Source organism: Amycolatopsis sp. TRM77291 (genome assembly GCF_054166285.1).
In genome coordinates, this window is record NZ_JBSZHF010000001.1 from 5,362,672 (window position 1) to 5,379,789 (window position 17,118).

At 64.9% G+C, this 17,118-nt stretch carries 17 protein-coding genes; 13 read left to right on the forward strand and 4 right to left on the reverse strand.

Going from position 1 to position 17,118, the window contains the following annotated elements; all coding sequences use genetic code 11:
* The first annotated feature begins 840 nt into the window (after positions 1-840).
* Genes ACXIZN_RS24820 through ACXIZN_RS24830 form a run of 3 tightly spaced genes read left to right on the forward strand, consistent with a single transcriptional unit; the run spans position 841 to position 1,987 of the window.
* Positions 841-1,242, forward strand: coding sequence for a helix-turn-helix domain-containing protein (locus ACXIZN_RS24820; RefSeq protein WP_457957138.1), 402 nt, complete (start codon positions 841-843; stop codon positions 1,240-1,242).
* Positions 1,243-1,704, forward strand: coding sequence for a DUF5753 domain-containing protein (locus ACXIZN_RS24825; protein ID WP_457957139.1), 462 nt, complete (start codon positions 1,243-1,245; stop codon positions 1,702-1,704).
* Between the two features lie 43 nt (positions 1,705-1,747).
* Positions 1,748-1,987 carry a DUF397 domain-containing protein gene (locus ACXIZN_RS24830; RefSeq protein WP_457957140.1) on the forward strand — a complete coding sequence of 80 codons (240 nt, stop codon included), beginning with the start codon at positions 1,748-1,750 and terminating at the stop codon, positions 1,985-1,987.
* A 69-nt stretch (positions 1,988-2,056) separates the two neighbouring features.
* Here the strand turns inward: ACXIZN_RS24830 and hisS are convergent, their stop codons facing one another.
* The 4 genes from hisS to ACXIZN_RS24850 all read right to left on the reverse strand — a co-directional run bounded on the left by hisS (position 2,057) and on the right by ACXIZN_RS24850 (position 7,164).
* A complete protein-coding gene (hisS, locus tag ACXIZN_RS24835) occupies positions 2,057-3,358 on the reverse strand; it encodes a histidine--tRNA ligase (RefSeq protein ID WP_457957141.1) in 1,302 nt (433 codons plus the stop codon).
* A 75-nt stretch (positions 3,359-3,433) separates the two neighbouring features.
* Entirely contained in the window at positions 3,434-4,636 is a 1,203-nt protein-coding gene (locus ACXIZN_RS24840) for a hypothetical protein (RefSeq protein ID WP_457957142.1), read from the reverse strand.
* A gap of 354 nt (positions 4,637-4,990) precedes the next feature.
* Positions 4,991-5,890 (reverse strand): phosphotransferase family protein, encoded by a 900-nt coding sequence (locus tag ACXIZN_RS24845; protein ID WP_457957143.1) that lies wholly within the window; start codon positions 5,888-5,890, stop codon positions 4,991-4,993.
* Positions 5,887-7,164, reverse strand: a complete 1,278-nt coding sequence (locus tag ACXIZN_RS24850) for an XRE family transcriptional regulator (protein WP_457957144.1) — start codon at positions 7,162-7,164, stop codon at positions 5,887-5,889. The genes ACXIZN_RS24845 and ACXIZN_RS24850 overlap by 4 nt, the downstream gene beginning before the upstream one ends.
* A 188-nt stretch (positions 7,165-7,352) precedes the next feature.
* Here ACXIZN_RS24850 and ACXIZN_RS24855 point away from each other — a divergent pair, with 188 nt between their 5' ends.
* The 10 genes from ACXIZN_RS24855 to ACXIZN_RS24900 all read left to right on the forward strand — a co-directional run bounded on the left by ACXIZN_RS24855 (position 7,353) and on the right by ACXIZN_RS24900 (position 17,080).
* Entirely contained in the window at positions 7,353-7,862 is a 510-nt protein-coding gene (locus ACXIZN_RS24855) for a hypothetical protein (protein WP_457957145.1), read from the forward strand.
* A 685-nt stretch (positions 7,863-8,547) separates the two neighbouring features.
* Positions 8,548-9,303, forward strand: coding sequence for a DUF5753 domain-containing protein (locus ACXIZN_RS24860; RefSeq protein ID WP_457957146.1), 756 nt, complete (start codon positions 8,548-8,550; stop codon positions 9,301-9,303).
* A 662-nt stretch (positions 9,304-9,965) separates the two neighbouring features.
* Positions 9,966-11,180, forward strand: a complete 1,215-nt coding sequence (locus ACXIZN_RS24865; RefSeq protein ID WP_457957147.1) for an ROK family protein — start codon at positions 9,966-9,968, stop codon at positions 11,178-11,180.
* A gap of 277 nt (positions 11,181-11,457) precedes the next feature.
* Positions 11,458-12,156 carry an ABC transporter permease gene (locus ACXIZN_RS24870; protein ID WP_457957148.1) on the forward strand — a complete coding sequence of 233 codons (699 nt, stop codon included), beginning with the start codon at positions 11,458-11,460 and terminating at the stop codon, positions 12,154-12,156.
* Complete coding sequence (locus ACXIZN_RS24875; RefSeq protein ID WP_457957149.1) at positions 12,153-12,917, forward strand: ABC transporter ATP-binding protein; 765 nt, start codon at positions 12,153-12,155, stop codon at positions 12,915-12,917. Before ACXIZN_RS24870 ends, ACXIZN_RS24875 begins: the two co-directional genes overlap by 4 nt.
* Before the next feature lie 38 nt (positions 12,918-12,955).
* Positions 12,956-14,038, forward strand: coding sequence for an ABC transporter substrate-binding protein (locus tag ACXIZN_RS24880; RefSeq protein ID WP_457957150.1), 1,083 nt, complete (start codon positions 12,956-12,958; stop codon positions 14,036-14,038).
* Positions 14,035-14,970 carry a carbohydrate kinase family protein gene (locus ACXIZN_RS24885; protein WP_457957151.1) on the forward strand — a complete coding sequence of 312 codons (936 nt, stop codon included), beginning with the start codon at positions 14,035-14,037 and terminating at the stop codon, positions 14,968-14,970. Before ACXIZN_RS24880 ends, ACXIZN_RS24885 begins: the two co-directional genes overlap by 4 nt.
* Before the next feature lie 15 nt (positions 14,971-14,985).
* Complete coding sequence (locus ACXIZN_RS24890; protein WP_457957152.1) at positions 14,986-16,422, forward strand: sulfatase family protein; 1,437 nt, start codon at positions 14,986-14,988, stop codon at positions 16,420-16,422.
* On the forward strand, positions 16,419-16,799 hold the full coding sequence (locus tag ACXIZN_RS24895) for a YidH family protein (RefSeq protein ID WP_457957153.1): 381 nt from the start codon (positions 16,419-16,421) through the stop codon (positions 16,797-16,799). Before ACXIZN_RS24890 ends, ACXIZN_RS24895 begins: the two co-directional genes overlap by 4 nt.
* On the forward strand, positions 16,796-17,080 hold the full coding sequence (locus ACXIZN_RS24900; protein WP_457957154.1) for a DUF202 domain-containing protein: 285 nt from the start codon (positions 16,796-16,798) through the stop codon (positions 17,078-17,080). Before ACXIZN_RS24895 ends, ACXIZN_RS24900 begins: the two co-directional genes overlap by 4 nt.
* Positions 17,081-17,118 lie beyond the last annotated feature (38 nt).

Below are 17,118 nucleotides of genomic sequence, written 5' to 3' on the forward strand. Positions count from 1 at the left end.
GGCCGGAGACGGCAGGACGACGTGGTCTCCCAAGGGAGCGACGGACGCACCGAACCGGAGCAAATCGGCGAAGACAGCCTCGTTCGGCTTATGGCCGGGCCCGGTGATGAACGTCCACCGCTCGGTATGGGGCCGCTCGACCACAGGTCCTGCGAGCATTCGAACCCGCAGTCCTGCGAGAACTCGGCGACCAAGGTCGCGGGGCATGCTGACTGCGCCGAACAACCCTCCCATGGGAAGGAGGATCCGCCGCGCGAAGGGATCAATGGCAGCAGGCAGGCAATACTCGTTGCGGTAGAAGGCGCACCGCTCTTCCGGAGTTGAGCCCGAACGTGTAGCTGAGCCACCAGTGGCCGACGTTGTCACCGCGAGCCACCTCCTCCATGAGTCGTGAATCGCTCGTTGGTGACGGATTGCCGTGGGCTGCGCGGCCGGGCGACGAGGTGCTCGAAACCCCGGGAGGCGAGGGTCGAGTCCGACATCGTCAGCGGCGCCTCGGGGGCTGGGCGCGATGGCAAATGACGACAGCGCTGAATCCGGCGCTGCTCAGCCACGTACCACCAGCCGACACCGACTCCGACCACGCAGCCCACTAGAAGAAGGAGCGCCACTGCGATCGCCACCCCAGACCCCCTGGACATTTCAACGGGGGCTTCGAAGGCACTGGGGACGACCGCGGCCTTCGCAGCGGCGATGCTAACTTGTGTACACATCGCTTCACGCTCCTTCAGGACCTGGTGATATCTATCTACCTCTCGACTGTAACTTGTGTACTCAAATTAACTAGGCCACCGAATGAGTGAATTGCGGATACGCTCCGCGACAGGACACCCTGTGGAGGTGAAGGACTCCGTGACGCAACACCTGCAGTTGCCGCCGCCTGTCATGAAGGTCGTCCTCGGCAATCAGCTGGCCAGGCTGAGGGAAGTCGCTCATGCGACGCAAGACGACGCGGCGACGGTCCTGGGATGCACTCAGCAGAAGATCGCTCATATCGAGAGTGGCAGCGGGATCAAGCTGATCGAGCTCAATGCCCTGCTCGACCGCTATGACGCGAACGAGTCCGACCGGGCCTACACGCGGGACCTTCAAGCCGAGAGCAACCGCCGAACCAAGCGCGGCGCCTTCAGCACCCGGTTCCGCCAGTACCTGCGACTGCTGGTCGACATGGAACCGAGCTGCACCAGGTACTCCTCATACCAAGCACTCGTCGTCCACGGACTTCTGCAGACGGAGGACTAAATGCGCACGAACGCGCGTGCCTGGCGGCCTTCGCTGACTCCCGAGGAGATCGACAAGTACGCCGCCGATCGGCTGGCGCGGCAACGAGTGCTGGACAACACCGACCAGCAGTTCTGGTTCATCCTCGACGAGGCCGCGCTCCATCGGACCGAAGGCGGTCCGGTCATGAAGGCGCAGATCACAAAGCTCATAGAGACCATCGATCGCCCGAACATCGAACTGCAGATCGTGCCGTTCGCCACCGGCTACTACATGGGCCAAGGGCACGACTACACCATCTTCGGTTACGACACGAACCCTGCGGTTGACATCATCTATCTCGAGCAACACGACGGCGGCGAGTACGTCGACAACAGCAAGCGGACGGCGCGATACCTGACGCTCTGGGACCACCAGAAGGCAGCTGCCAGTGGGCCAGAGCAGACGCGCCGCACCTTGCTCGACATCGCCTCGTCGCTGTAGCCGGTTGCGGCCTCGTCGAGAGCAGAAGGGTACGAGCAGGTAGATGAACATCCAGGACGCCCATAAAGACCACCTCGATACCGATTTCAAGGAGTGGCACAAGTCCCCCCTGAGCAATCCGCCGGACAACCAGTGCGTCGAGGTCTCGATCACGAAGGACGCCGTGGGCCTCAGGGACAGCCGGAACCCGGACGGCTTCGTGCTGGTCTTCGACCACGGCGAGTGGGAGGCGTTCGTCGGCGGCGTCGCCAACGGAAGCTTCCGCCTGCCAAGGCCGAGCTGACACCGGCCGCGGATCCGCGGAGAACGGGCCTGGTTCGGCCCGTTCTCCGAAGACCTCGTGGATAGCCACCTACGGTTTCGACGCCATCCGTTCCGCGAGATTCGCGGCGACGTCGGCGAACGCGACCTGGCTCTGCTCACCGGACTCCATGTCCCGCACGGTCACCGTCCGACGTTCCTGCTCGTCCGGGCCGTAGAGCAGGACCCAGCGGGAACGCTGCTCGTTTGCCCACTTCATCTGCTTCGCCAGCTTGCCGGAGGAGCCGAGGTAGACGGCCGTGCGCAGGCCGCGGGCGCGGAGCTGGCCGGCCAAGCTCACGATCTCGCGTTCCGCGCCGAGGACGGTCAAGGCGACGTCGAGGCCCTGTTCCATCGGCGCTTCGGCCTCCTGGATCGCAAGAATGCGTTCCAGGCCGATCGAACCGCCGCAGGCCGGCATGTCCGGCCCGCCGAGCTTGGCGACCAGCTGGTCGTAGCGGCCGCCTGACGCGATCGAGCCGGGGTACCCCGCTGCGGAGACTTCCCAGATGGGACCGGTGTAGTAGTCCAAGCCGCGCACCATGCGCGGGGTGAACCGGACACGGCCCGCCGGGAGGTCCTCGGTCAAGGCGAGCAAGCGGTCGACCTCGGCCAGTCCGGCGCGGCCGCGCTCGGTGGCGCCAAGCTGCTGGCGCACCCGCTCGCTGTCCGGAGCGATCACGTCAGCGACCACACTCTCGGCGACGGTCGTGGTCAGACCGCGCTCGACCAGTTCGGCGACCACAACCTCCCGAGCGGCCTTGTCCAGCTTGTCCAGCGAGCCGAGCACGCGCGTGCCCAGCTCGTCCGGGATGCCGTAGGCCTCCAGCAGACCGGCCAGGGCCAGCCGGGAGTTGAGCTGGAAGACGAACTCCTTGACACCGAGTGCCTCAAGTCCGCTGTTGATCGCCCACACGATCTCGGCGTCAGCCAACGGAGACGCTGAGCCGAAGATGTCGATGTCGCATTGCACGAACTCGCGGAATCGCCCGCGAGCGGCGCGATCCGCCCTCCACACATTGTCGATGACGTACCGCTTGAACGGCAGCGACAACCGGCTCCCGTGAGTGACCACCGCGCGGACGGCCGGGACGGTGTGGTCGTAGCGCAAGGCCAGGTCGGCTTCTCCGGTGGCCTCGTGGACACCGCGCTTGAGGATCTTGAAGATGAGACTGCTCGCCTCCTCCCCGAGTTTCCCGGCGAAGACCTCGAGCCGCTCGAACACAGGTGTGGTCAAGGGCTGGAAACCATGATGCTCGAAGATCGTGCTCACCCGGTCGAACGCGAGCTTCCGGCGACGGACCTCGTCGCCCACGAAGTCGCGGGTACCTGATGGTGGCTCGACCTTCGCCATGAACCAGCCCTTCACACGTCGTGGATTGAACGGTCATTCTGGCCGAACACCCGACCCGGTGACGGGACCGGCCCCTCAGGATGCTTCGTGCCAGTCCCCGAAGAACTCCCGCAGCAGGCCGAGCACCTGCCGCTCGCTGTCCTCGTCACTGAGTCCGGTCCGCATCATCGGCGTGCCCTCGATCGGGTTCAGCGGTTCCCAGCCGCCGACGTCGTTCATGAGCTTCGAGACGCCCTTGAGCAGGGACAACGATAGTTGCGGGTTGAGCGCGTCGAGGGCGTGCGCCAGGACGTAGATCGCCGACCGCTGCGGCGTTGTGGAGTCCACTCGTTCTAGGTAGTTGCTCGCGCTGTAGCGCGGATAGCAGGCGTCCAGCAGGTACTTCGGGATCTCCCACAGCGGGAACAAGCAGTCCACGGTGCCCATCCGCCGGACCGGATAAGGGAGAGGCTTACGGCCGTTGAACAGACAGAACAGGAGCTCGGCCGTCAGGTCCTCCCGGTTGTAGCCGACCGCCAGAGAGCGGGCTCCTCTATCCGTGCACAGGCGCCGTCCGACCAGGTTCACGAAGAACGTCCCGAAGAAGTGCACGGTGTCCGGGCCGAAATCCCTCCTGAACGACTCCCACAACTCGGCCGGGGACTTCGTCATGCCGAGGAGATCCGCCATGTCCTGCGCGTACAGGACCACGTGCTCGAACCCCGCGCCCTCGCACAGCTCCCGAGCACGGTCGACCGCGGACTCCGGCCACAAAGGCTCCATCGCCAGCGTGAAGCAGACGACGTTCCCGGCTGACTGCCCGGTCGCAGAAACGAACTGCTTGAGTCCGTTGACCAAGGTATTGCTGTCCCCACCGCCGGAGATCCCGGCCAGGATCGGTCCGGTGACTTCGTACTGGGCAAGGAAGTGCCCGATCCTGCTCGCCACCATCTCCCTCAACGTGGTCTCGTCTACAAGATGCGCCCGCGCCATCGGCTCGTGGCTGCCCACGTCGAGATCAGGCAGTGCCACAACCGGACTCTCGTCGTGGGCGACGAGTTCAACCTGAGGAGCTCGAAGCGTCGTGATGTCGGTGTTCCGGACGCACCGCAGCACTACCCGGTGGGCCACCGGCACCTCGTTCAGCACCGTCGTCATCGGCGTCGGTCGCAATCCCTCTTGATCGTCGACGACATAGGCTTGAAACAACGACGGCGGCAACTGGTTCGCCAACAGCATGTCCGCCAGCGACCACGCCTCAGGTGGCTTGAGGGACCGCGGGCCGGCAGTGAACTCCAAGCTGACACGTTGCCGATCAATAGTCATCAGAAGAACGTCCTCCCAGCTCGCGGTCCCATCGCCCTACAGGTGCGCGGTCAGCGCGACCGGCGTCATGAACTCCTCGAGGCGCGACGGCGTCATCCGATCCAGACCGTTCCGGACGGGAATCGTCTCGGCGACCAGGGCCGCCAGCTCGGTCACTTCAAGCCGCTCGTCTGACGCGGCGACCGCCTCCGACTGGGTAACAAGGGATGCAGGCACAGCAGGACCTCCAATGGGCTCGGAAAGCTCGACTCCATCGAAGGTAATGAGGCGATCACCACCTGTGAACACTGCGCAGTTGAAGCGAAATCAGTACTCGAGACGCGAGGTTTACGGCAGAGCACGCCAGCCGGGCCAGGGCCGCTCTCCGTGCTTGCCTTGGAGACATTCGAGACGCCATACCGCCTGCTCCTGTGCCGTGCGGTTTCGCGCTGCGACTTGCACTGCCATGCACGTCATCCGGAACTCACGGGTGTCTCGGAACAGATCGAAGCCATCCCACTGGCTCACATCGTGACCGTAGGTGGCGCAGAAGGCGTCGTATTCTTCCCGGCTTATCCAAGCGAAGGACCGGTACTTGATCGCCGTGTGCACGAGGTCCCATTCAGGCGGACCGATCGCGGCCCGCTCGAGGTCGAGGAAGACGACGCGATCATCAGCGGTCGATACGACGTTGCCCACCCAGGCGTCACCGTGCACGACACACCACGGCAAGCCGTCTGGACGACGAACCCAGCGGTCCTTGAGATCTCCGAGCAAGTCCCGCATCCAGTCCCGGTCCGAAGAGTTGAGCGTCGTCGCCAGATCGATCCGCTCGGCGAGCCTCACGAAGGGCTGAATCTCTGAGAGATCGAAGGTTCGGGGCGGGTCAGCATCATGGAGCCGCCGGAGCGCCTTGGCAACTTCTACGGGCGTCCCATGTCTATGCGGCGGCAGTTCTCGCCAGAACGTCACCGCGTGGCCATCCACGACCACAGGCTGGTCCCGAGGGTCTGCGAGCTCGACAGCCGGGATGTTCGCCTCCTCCAGCCATCGAGCGACCTCGACCTCCTTGCGAGCTGAGGCGACCTGGCCGGTACGGGCGATTCGGGCGATCAGGCCGTGCGCGGCGCTGATGATCGCGTTCTCGCCAAGGCGGATGACCTCTGCGTTCGATGTATCGAGTCCTGCGGTCGCGCACGCCCGTTCCAGGAGGTTCAGGACGTCCTGTTCGTCAGTAAGCTCGGTCACGCGACGCCAAGCCGATCACCGATTCCGCTTTGTAACTCGGCCACTTCGGACACGCGACGGTGATCGTGTGCGAATGTGCGCAGCTCTCGCAGGTCGTCGGCGGCTCGTTTCGATGTAATCGTGCCCGCCTCTTGCAAGGCCCGCGTCCCGATCTGGGCTGCTTCGACTGGGTCGCCCGCGCGCATCGTCAGCGAGGCCAGCTTGATCCCGGAGATGGCGCGCGACCGCGCGTACAGTTGAGAATGGCCGGCGACAGCGAGTGCAAGGCGATCGCGTGCCTCACCGACGAAACGCCCGTCGACAGCGAGATCGAACAGAGCGTGGCCGGTGTCGCCGGCATGCTGCGCTTCGTCGTAGTACCGCATCCAGACGGGGTCGTTGTCGGGCTCGGCATTGGCGAACTGCTCATCCGCGAGGCCCACCGTGTATGCGGCTTCAGAGACCCGGTGGAGCTTGGCGAGTGCTCGAGCGCGCGCGGTCAGCAGCATGGCTCGTTCGGATGCCGTGAGCCTGTCAGCACGGACCATGGCCAGCTCGACCAGCGTCAATCCGGCGTCGGGATCTCCACACCAAATTTCTTGCCTGGCCATACTGGACAACACCTTCGCGCGAAGATGCCAGTCGTTGGCTTCCTCGGCACAACCACGAGCGAACTCGAACATCCGGCGAGCGTCGTCGTGGGCGTAGGCATCGAACGCCATGAAGGCCGCGGTGTGGCCGAGAAATCCTACGGCTGAGTGCAGGTCGCTGTGGAGTCGCTCGCTGTATCGCGCGTTGAGAAGACAGGCGGAGTACCGCAGCTGGGCTGCGACGGCTTCACGAACCAGGCCGCCCCCACACGTATGGTCCCAGGTGCCGAAGAGCTGCGCTGCCGTCCGGACCTCTCCGATCTCCTTTTGGCCAACGACCGAGGGAACCGGTGTCGGCTGCCGGGTCAGCAATGCCTCACCCAGCGGGGCCACCACGGCTCCGGCCGTGACCCCCAGAGCGGCACGCAAGAAGTCGGAGCGTTTCACGGTGTCCAGGCTAGCCAGCCGCGACCGCGACCGACGAAAGCCGAGTTCGGCGTCCGTCGCGACGCCGAGCACAGCGCGAAGTCCGTCTCGGTAGTCCGCCTGCGGCCACCTGATCGCCCCGCGTTCCAGCTTGCCGATGTAGTTGCCGTCCAGCTCGATCGTCCGGTTCAGGTGATCATGCACCCAGGCGTTGACCTGCTCGGCAAGCTCAGCCCGGCTCAGGAACTCGCCTGGCACTTGCGCCGATTCCGTGCGCATTCGAAGTTGCCGAAGTTGATCGTTTGGTCCAGACACGACCGCCTCCCCGGAGTACTCGTCTCTCGTGATGATCGCACAGTAACCGGCCCATTACTCCTTTGAACTCTCCCTGTAAACCTCCCCCGATCCTCCCCTTGACATCCCAAGCATCCGGCGTTCCGCCAGGTGACGGCCCGCAACCAGGGTGGATGTATGACCACTCCGAGGACGAGAGCGACGGGTGCACAACCGACCTGCACCCTGTTGCCGCCTACCTTCGAGCGGGAAACCGGCACGATGCGTCGACAGGGCTGGAAGCAGCCGCGCCCGTCGGCCTTGCCCTTGGCGAGCACATGAGCACGCCCGAAGCGGAGCGTCGAGCGGTTGAGGAGTTTCCGGTACTTCGCAAGCTGATCGATCTTCGAAGTGCTGCCCAGTGGTCCTTCTTCCCCGTCGTCGAGGGAAGCGAAGTCACCGAGATCCGCGGAGTACGCGCTTGGGTGTACGGATGGGCCGACGCGCTTTTGGTTCGCCACAGCAGTGATGCCGCCGCGCTTCGGGTGAATCCCGACGACGAGATCGTGTGGCAGCAGGACGGCGGCCTCGCGGACGTTGTGGACCGATTGAGCGAACTGCCGCCCCCGGAATCTTCCCGTGCACCCTCCCTCGCCATTGCCCACGCGGGCCGGCTCCTCTGGACACCAGGTCGAAGTCTGTAGCAACGCAGCGTTCGCGTTCACTTTTCGCGCCGTCGTACGGACTCATCGAGAGGATCAATGTTCACCAGCGGAAACTCCTCGTCGACGCACTGCGCCGAGGCCCAACGACCAGACATTCAGGTGTCGAGCAGGACGCGTCCGGCGTTCGACCTTGACTGGGCATTGGTGAACCTTCCGTCCCGTGAGGTACGAGCACACCACGTCTACGGCCCCCAATTACAGAAACGTGTTGCACAGGAGTACGAGCGCGACTACACCCTAACCGCGGCGAAACTCGCAAAGACTTACGGGACATCACCCTCATGGATACAGAGTGCGATCGAGAATTCTGGCGTCGAACGCCGCCCCAAAGGAGCTAGACGCAAGCCGAGGCCATACACCGACGCGCAACTCCGAGCCGAATACGAAAGAGACCAGAGATCGGTTCGGGCCATTGCGCAGAAATACTCCGTCGGACTCAACCTGGTATATCGCGATATGACCAGGCTGCGAATTCCGCTTCGCGGCGTCAGCGAGCAGCGACGCTTGGATCAATCATGAACTGCCACCCCTGCGAACATTCGGACAGCAAGAAGGAAAGCAGCCTATGCGCAAAGATAACCCATCCCTCCCCAGCCGACTTCTCGGCAGCGAGCTACGCCGAATACGGAAACGTGCAAAATATCAAGCAGTCGACATTAGTCGCATGACAGGGATCGGGTCCGCGACCATTTCGAAACTTGAGAAAGGCGCACGGAGCCTGGACACTGTCGAGGTAGCTTTTATTCTCGGACTCATCAAAGCAACACCCAAGGAGTTCTCCGACGCAATGACCATAGCAGGGCTTGCAGCCTCTAATACTTGCACATTAAGGCACCCTATAAGGTTCCCCGATCAAGTCGGCCCACTGCTCGCGCTCGAGGAGCAAGCGGCGAGCGCGACGATCTTCGATCCCACCAGGGTACCAGACCTTCTCCAGGCAGAGTCGTACATTAAAGCCGAACTCTCGACGCTCGACACCCCCATTTGCGACCATGAGCCCTTGCTTGAAGCACGAAAGCTCCGCCAGCGACGGTTCTCCAATCTCAACGGCATGCAAGCAACCTTCTATCTCGATGAGCGAGTCTTGTGCCGTCATTCAAGTGACGCTTCGGTGATGCGAGACCAGCTATTACAGCTGACATTCATGGCATCGACTTCGCAATGCCATATCAGGATCATACCTGCAGAGGTTCCCGTTCCAGCCACACCCGCGCCGGTAGCCCTTTTCGAAGAACCCGAACTCCCCACATTAGCGAAGATCACAACCCCCTTCGCAACCATATTCTCCCAGAACGAAACCGAGGTCAGGTTCTACAGTAAAGAGCTCAAGAAGCTAAACAAATACTCACTGGACGCAGGCGAATCAATCGCATGGATGGCTACCCTGGCCGACAATCTCCAGCCGCTTACAGCCGATTAGGACACACTCGAGGTTGCAGCCAAACCAGAAGCCGAATTTGTGCGACCCCAGCTCACCTTGATGAGGTTTCGAACCCGCTCCCAGCGAGAACGTCGCGCAAATTCAGACGGCGGCGCAGCGGGCGCAGCCCGCCCGTGCCGCCCTCGTCGAACAACACAGTCTCCGCCCTAGCCCTTCCGCCGCTCTCAACGCCCCCTAGCGAAACTCTCGGACGACGCCAGGTCGGGGTAACCGTCAGGGGCACCCAACACCCATTCACCAATGACGTGGATCTCGAAGCGCCGAAGTTCGCAGCCGCCGGCTTCCCACGCCATGTCACTTGTCTCGACGCGCCACTCACGCCCGGTGACACGCTCCCTCACCAGCCATAGCCAGCCCGTCCACCTCCTCCTTTACCTGCACGTCATGCTGCGATCGACCACACAACTTAGCGCAAAACTAGAACACATGTTCGCATCAAGGCGCTGGGCAGGCCTGAAACCATCCATCCGGCTGCCTACGCAGTCCAGTCCGCCTCACACACCGGGCAATTCAACTTCCTTGAATTAAAGTGTCTGGCGCGGCATCCTGACGGCACGCTCCGGCGCGGCGATACGGGCTTGCTTGCCTGGTAACCGAGTTGAAACGTTGGTCGACTTAAATCAATGCCAGGAAGGACATCTGTGGGGAACGCACCGCTCGGCCAGGGTCTGCGCGGCTCCGGTTCGAACGCGCGCCGTGCCGGGCGGCGTAACGAGTCGCTGGTCGTCGACCTCGTCCGTCGCAAAGGCCCGGTCTCACGGGCCGGGATCGCCGAACGGCTTGACCTGGAGTTCCAGACGGTCTCCAATATCTGCGCACGCCTGCTGGCCGCAGGGCTGCTGCTCGAGGATGGCGTAGTCAGCAAGCCGCACCGCCGTGCGCGGGCCTTGGTGGTCAACGCGGGCGCGGTCCACGCAATCGGCGCCGAACTCAGCCGCGCCGAGGCCAGCATCGTGCTGATCGCTTTCGACGGCGTCGTTCTCGGTCGCCGCCGCGTCGACGTAGCCGACCGTCCCGTCGGCAATGTGCTCGACGACGTGGCGTCTGCGGCGAAGGACCTGGTCGCCGAGTGCGGTGTGGATCGCACGACCCTGGCTGGCGTAGGGATGAGCGTGCCCGGTCCGGTCGACCGGTTGGACGGGCGCATCCTGGCGCCACCAAACTTCCGCCGCTGGGAGCAATTCCCCGTCAAGGCTGAGCTGTCCCGTCGCCTGGACCTGCCTGTGCATCTCGAGAACACCGCGATCAGCGCCGCACTGGGCGAACACTGGCTGGGTTCGGGGAACGACGTGCAGGATTTCGTGTACGTCTACGTCGGTTCAGGCGTCGGCCTCGGGATCGTGGCCAACGGGCAGGCGGTACACGGCGCCCGGGGCAACGCGGGCGAGTTCGGCCACCAGGTGATGGACCCGGCGGGCCCCAGGTGCACATGCGGGCAGCGCGGTTGCCTGGTGCAGTACGCGACGCCGCGCAATATCGTGCACCGGCTGCGCCAGGCGGCGCGCGATCAGGAGCACCTCACCGGTGAGCCTCAGTCGCTGCCTGCGAACGCGACGGATGCGCTCGCGCCGGACGCCCCACCCTGGATGCGGGCAGTGATCGACGAGTGCTTTGCCGTGGTCGGCCGTGCGACCGCAGGGTTGGCACGGCTACTGGACCCGGAGCGGCTCATCTTGGGCGGGCCGGCGACTGAGCTGTTCGGTGAGCAGCTACTGCGGGCGATTACGGACGAGCTGGGTGCTCTGCCTGCGCTTGGCCGCACCCTGCCCGACCTGCAGCTGGGTGCGGCGGGCGCGGATGCGGGACCACTGGGCGCCGCATCGTTGCCCTTGCACGCCAGGTTCTCCCCAGCATGACCCTCGACCGTTGACATTCAAGTAGTTTGAATTAATACTCTCCTCGTCGGCCGTCGACGAGGATCAAGGCCATGGACTTCCCGTCACCGGCGACGCAGCACATCTGGATATTCAACTCACTTGAACCTAGTGCAGGGAGTCATCCATGGCTCTGTCCGAACGAGCCACCGGCATCCGGCCTTCCCGGTCCGCCGGTTCCGCGCTCGCCCGCCGAAACGGGACGAGGACGGTGTGGCTGGGCCTATCCGTCATGGGGCTGTTGGTTGCCCTGTGGTGGTTGTTCGCCGCCGCCGTCATCCGCAACGAGAGCCTGTTACCGCTGCCCTCGTCGGTCGCGAAGGTGTTCGTCCATGACATAGGCGACGGCAGTCTGCTCGGCCACGTCGCGGCGAGCCTGCAGCGTGTGTTCATCGGGTTCGCGATCGCCGTAGTCACCGCGATCCCCGTGGGTTTCCTGCTCGGTTGGTACCGCACCCTGCGCGGGCTGGCCGAGCCGGTCATCCAGTTTCTGCGGGTGATCCCCCCGATCGCGATCATCCCGCTAGTCATCGTCTACCTCGGCATCGGGGAGTCTGCGAAGATCTTCCTGATCTGGTTCTCCGGCTTCCTGACCATCGTGATCAGCGTCTACGGCGGTGTCCGCTCGATCGATGCCGGACTGATCCGCGCCGGGCGGGTGTTGGGCGCCAAGGACACCGACATCTTCCTCGACATCGCGGTGCCTGCAAGCGTGCCGTTCATCTTCGTCGGCATGCGGCTGGGACTGGCCGCGGCTTGGGCGACGCTGGTCGCCGCCGAGCTGATCGCTTCGTCGGAAGGGCTTGGATTCCTCATCATCCAGTCCGGCCAGTACCGCGACCTGGCCCGTGTGCTGCTCGGCATCGGCGCCATCGGCGTCATAGGTCTGTTGATGGACCGCCTCATCCTCCTACTCGACAACCGGCTCACCCGCTGGCAGGAGCGCGAAAACCGATGAACGCCCCCATCCTCGAACTCGACCACGTCACCGTCCGCTTCGGCGGCGCCGCAGACACGATCCCGGCGCTGCAGGACTTCAGCCTTCGTGTGGAGGACGGCGAGATCCTCATGGTCGTCGGCCCGTCCGGCTGCGGCAAGACCACTGTGCTCAACCTGGCCGCCGGCCTGCTCCCGCCGACCTCAGGCCAAGTGACGTTCGAGGGGCAACCGGTCACAGGGCCCGACCCGCGGCGCGGCGTGGTGTTCCAGCAATACGCGCTGTTTCCGTGGATGACCGTGCGGCAGAACGTCGAGTACGGCCTGAAGCTGAAGAAGGTACCCAGGGCCAAACGCCGCGCGATCTCCGACGAGTACCTCTCTCTGGTCGGTTTGCCCCAAGCTGCGGACAAGCTGCCGAAGGAGCTGTCCGGCGGTATGAAGCAGCGCACCGCGATCGCGCGGGCTTACGCGGTCGACCCGCACATGCTGCTCATGGACGAGCCGTTCGGCGCTCTCGACGCGCAGACCCGGCTCGGTCTCCAGTTGGAGCTCGCACGTACCTGGCAGCAAACCCGCAAGACGATCCTCTTCATCACCCACGACATCGACGAAGCGTTGTTGCTCGGGCACCGCGTTGCGGTCCTGTCAGCCCACCCCGGCCGCCTCAACACGATCATCGACGTCCCGTTCGCCCATCCCCGCACCGCAGACCTCCAGCAGAGCCCTGATTACCAGGCCCTGCGGGCAAAGCTCTTCGAGCTCATCTACTCCCACGCCTGAGACCACCGAGGACCACTGTGAGACGACTTCTCCATGCGGTGGCTACCGCGCTCGCCGCGACCACCGTCCTGTACGTGAACCCAGCAGTCGCGGCCCAGAACGCCGAGATCACTGTCGCCTACCACCCGAACTTGCACGGCGGAGCGCCGATGGCCATCGCGCAGGCGCAGGGCCTGTTCGACAAGGAAGGTCTGAAGGTCAACCCCGTCCGGTTCACCTCGGGCGCACCGGAGCTGGACGCCATGATCGCCGGGCAGCTCGACATCGGCTACCTCGGGCCCGGCGCGCTGCCCGCTGTCATGCGCGGCGAGGTCGCGCTGCTCACCGTCGACCACCCCAGCGCGACCGAGTACGTGCTCGCCTCGCAGCGTTCAGGGGTGCGCAGTCCTGCGGATCTCAAGGGCCGCCAGGTTCTAGTCGCCTTAGGCACAAGCGGCGAGCTGGTCCTGCGTGAAGCCCTCAAAACGGCGGGATTGAGCTGGAACGACATCACCCCGGTCAACTCCCCCGATGAAAGCTCCCTGACCGCCTACACCTCCGGCGCGGCCGATGTCATCTCAGTCGGACCGACCTTCACCGCGCAGGCGCGCGCTCAGACTCCGTCCACGACAGTGTTCGACTCCAGTAACTCTCCCGATTTCGCCCTACCGGGCGTGTGGATCGCCAACAAGGAGTTCGTGACGGCCAACCGCGACCTGGTGGACCGGTTCCTGCGGGCCTTCGGCGTGGCCAACGACTACCGCCTGGCGCACCAGGACGAGGTCGTCGGCCTTACCGCCCGATACACCGGAACACCGGAGGCCGACCTGCGCGCGCAACTGAACCTGACGCAGTGGTGGACCACCGAGCAGGCCCTGCGAGCCATCTCCTCGGGCGAGGTGGAGTCGATGCTGGCCGGCCTCAACCGCCGCTTCCAGGAGACCGGGAAAATGACCAAGCTTGCCGCGGTCACCGACTATTTCGACGGCCAGGCGACGGTCACCGCATACCAGCGCGTCAGCCAGGGCACAGCACAACGAGTCGACGACAGCGGGTTCCCCTGGGTGTTCGTCATGATCGGCGTCTTCCTCGTGCTGCTGCTCGCGGGAATCGGCGTCATCATCCGCAGGGCCCGCTCGTGACCGCGGCGATCGCGGTGATCGGCGAGTCCCTCATGGACTTCTGCCGGCCACCCCAGGGGCCGGTGACCGCGCTGCCCGGCGGAAGCCCGCTCAACGTCGCTGTCGGCCTTGGCCGCCTCGGGCACGACGTCACGCTGCTCACCCAGCTCGGCGACGACCCGGCCGGCCGGACCCTGCGCGCCTATCTGCACGACAATAACGTCCGCCTGGTCACAGGATCGCAGCCAGCCAGCCGCACCAGCACGGCCCAGGCGGGGATCGGCGGCGATGGCTCTGCCTCCTACACCTTCGATATCACCTGGTCGCTCGACGCCACCGCCTTGACCGGCCGATGGATCGACCGGGCCGACATCGTGCACACCGGGTCACTGGCAAGCCACCTGGACCCCGGTGCAGCCACGGCGTTGGACGCGCTGCGCCAGGCCCATGGGAGGGCGCTGACCTCCTTCGACCCGAACTGCCGTCCTGCGCTGACACCCGACCACCGCGCCATCCGTGAGCGAGTCGAGCAGTTCGTCGCCCACGCTGACATCGTCAAGGCCAGCGAGGAGGACCTCGCCTGGCTCTATCCCGACCAGCATCACTGGCAGGTAGCCCACCGCTGGCTGTCCCTCGGCGTGGCGCTGATGGTGGTGTCCAGGGGCGCCCACGGCGCCTGGGCGTGCACGTCCGCCGGTGTGACGGTCGATCTGCCCGGCATCCCGGTGCACGTGGTCGACACGGTCGGCGCCGGGGACGCCTTCATGGCCGCGTTGCTGCATGGATTGTCCGCGTGCGGGCTCACGTCCGGGCGCGACCAGCTTGCCGACTGCCCTCGAGAACCGCTGTCCCGGGTCCTGCGGCAGACCATTCGCGCGGCCAGCCTCGCCTGCACCCGCCCCGGGGCCGCACCACCCTACCTGGCCGAACTCATTCAGCCCGCCGACCTTTGAGGAACCACCTGCGCCATGACCACGCGACGCCCCAACATCGTCCTCATCCTCACCGACGACCACGCCTCTCACGCCATCAGCGCCTACGGGTCCGTGGTCAACCGCACCCCCCGTATTGACGAGATCGCTACCACCGGCGCGCGACTGGACAACTGCTTCTGCACCAACGCGATCTGCGCCCCCAGCCGCGCGAGCATCCTCACCGGCACCTACAGCCACATCAACGGCGTCACCACCCTGTCCACCCCGATCGACGCCGGCCAGCCGACGTTCGCCACCCAACTCAAGCAGGCCGGATACCGCACCGCCATCGTCGGGAAGTGGCACCTCGGCGACGGCCCCGGCCACAACCCCGAGGGCTTCGACTACTGGGATGTCCTGATCGAGCAGGGCGAGTACTTCGACCCCACCTTCCTGTCCGCCGACGGACTGCGCACTGAACCCGGCTATGCCACCGACATCATCACCGACCTGTCGCTGCACTGGGCCGAATCCCTCGACGGCGACGAACCCTGGTGCCTGCTGATCCACCACAAGGCGCCCCACCGCCCGTGGGAACCCGATGAGAAGCACGCCGGCATGTACGCCGACCCCATCCCTTTACCCGCCACCTTCGACGACGACTACGCCACGCGCTCGGCCGCCGCACGCCACGCCACCATGCGTATCGCCGAGTACCTGGCCGAGGAGGATCTCAAGCTCGCGCCGCCGGAGGGACTGAGTTACGAGGAACTGGCGGTCTGGAAATACCAGCGCTACATGCAGGACTACCTCGCGGTCGTCGCTTCGGTCGACGATAACGTCGGCCGGGTAATCGACTGGTTGCGCAACACCGGCCAGTTCGACGACACCCTGCTGATGTACACCTCGGACCAAGGGTTTTTCCTGGGCGATCACGGCTGGTTCGACAAACGGTTCATGTACGAGGAATCACTGCGCATGCCGTTCGTGCTCAGCTACCCCCGCGCGATCGCGCCCGGCCAGACACACGAGGGCATCGTGACCAATGTGGACATTGCCCAGACCATCTTGGACGCCGCAGGTGTGCCGCACCACAACCGCATGCAGGGCCGCAGTTTCTACGGAGACCTCACCGACACAACGGATGCCGGACCGCCCGCCGAAGGGCTGTACTACCGGTACTGGGAGAACGACTCGCCCCTGCACCACGTCCTTGCCCATTATGGCTACCGCGACACCCGGTACAAGCTCATCTACTTCTACAACGACGGCATGGGGCTGCCCGGCTGCGGGCCCTACACCTATCCGCCCGAGTGGGAGCTATACGACCTCCACGAAGACCCGCACGAGCTGCGCAACGTCTACCACGACCCCGACTACGCGCAAGTCCGGGAACAGCTGAAGGAAAAAATGTGGTACGCACAGGCCGCGGTCGGCGACGTGCCGCACCCCAGCCAGCCCAGGCCTACCGCCCTCCAGGCGGCCTCGTGACTCCGCGAAAGAGTGCGCCGGCGAAACTGAAATGGTCCGAGGAGGGCCAGGAACCGGACTACCGCTTCACCCTCGCCAACGAACGTACCTTCCTGGCCTGGTTACGGACCGCGCTCGCGCTGCTCGCCGGTGCGATCGCCCTGAACGAGATGGTCCCGAATTTCTCGGCGCCCGGCGCACGCAGGGCATTGGCGGTGACGTTGGGCTCCGCCGGGACGCTCCTCGCCGCATTCTCCTACCACCGGTGGGCAGGCTGCCAGCGGGCGATGCGCAACGGACGCCCCCTGCCGACCACGCGGGTCCCATTCGCCGCGGGCTGGGCGATCACCGCGGCGGGAATCGTCGTGGCCGTCATCTTGCTGACGGAGACTTCATGACCGCTCGAGACCCGGGCCTGCAACCCGAACGCTCCGAACTCGCATGGCGGCGGACTGCTCTATCCTCGCTCCTGGTCGCGGTTCTGTCACTGCGTACAGCCGTCATACACCACAAATGGCCGTATGCCATGGCCTGCGCAGGTTTGACCGTGACAGTGAGCCTCACCGCCTGTGCCCGACGGGGCCGGTCGGAGCGCGGTACGTCGCGGGCGCTGCTGCTGTGGACGGCCGCGAGTGTGGTGGGCGCGGGTGCGGTCATCGTGGCCGGGCTGGTCGGGTGAGAACGATGCGATCGTCTCGCCGGTTGACGGAAGCGGAG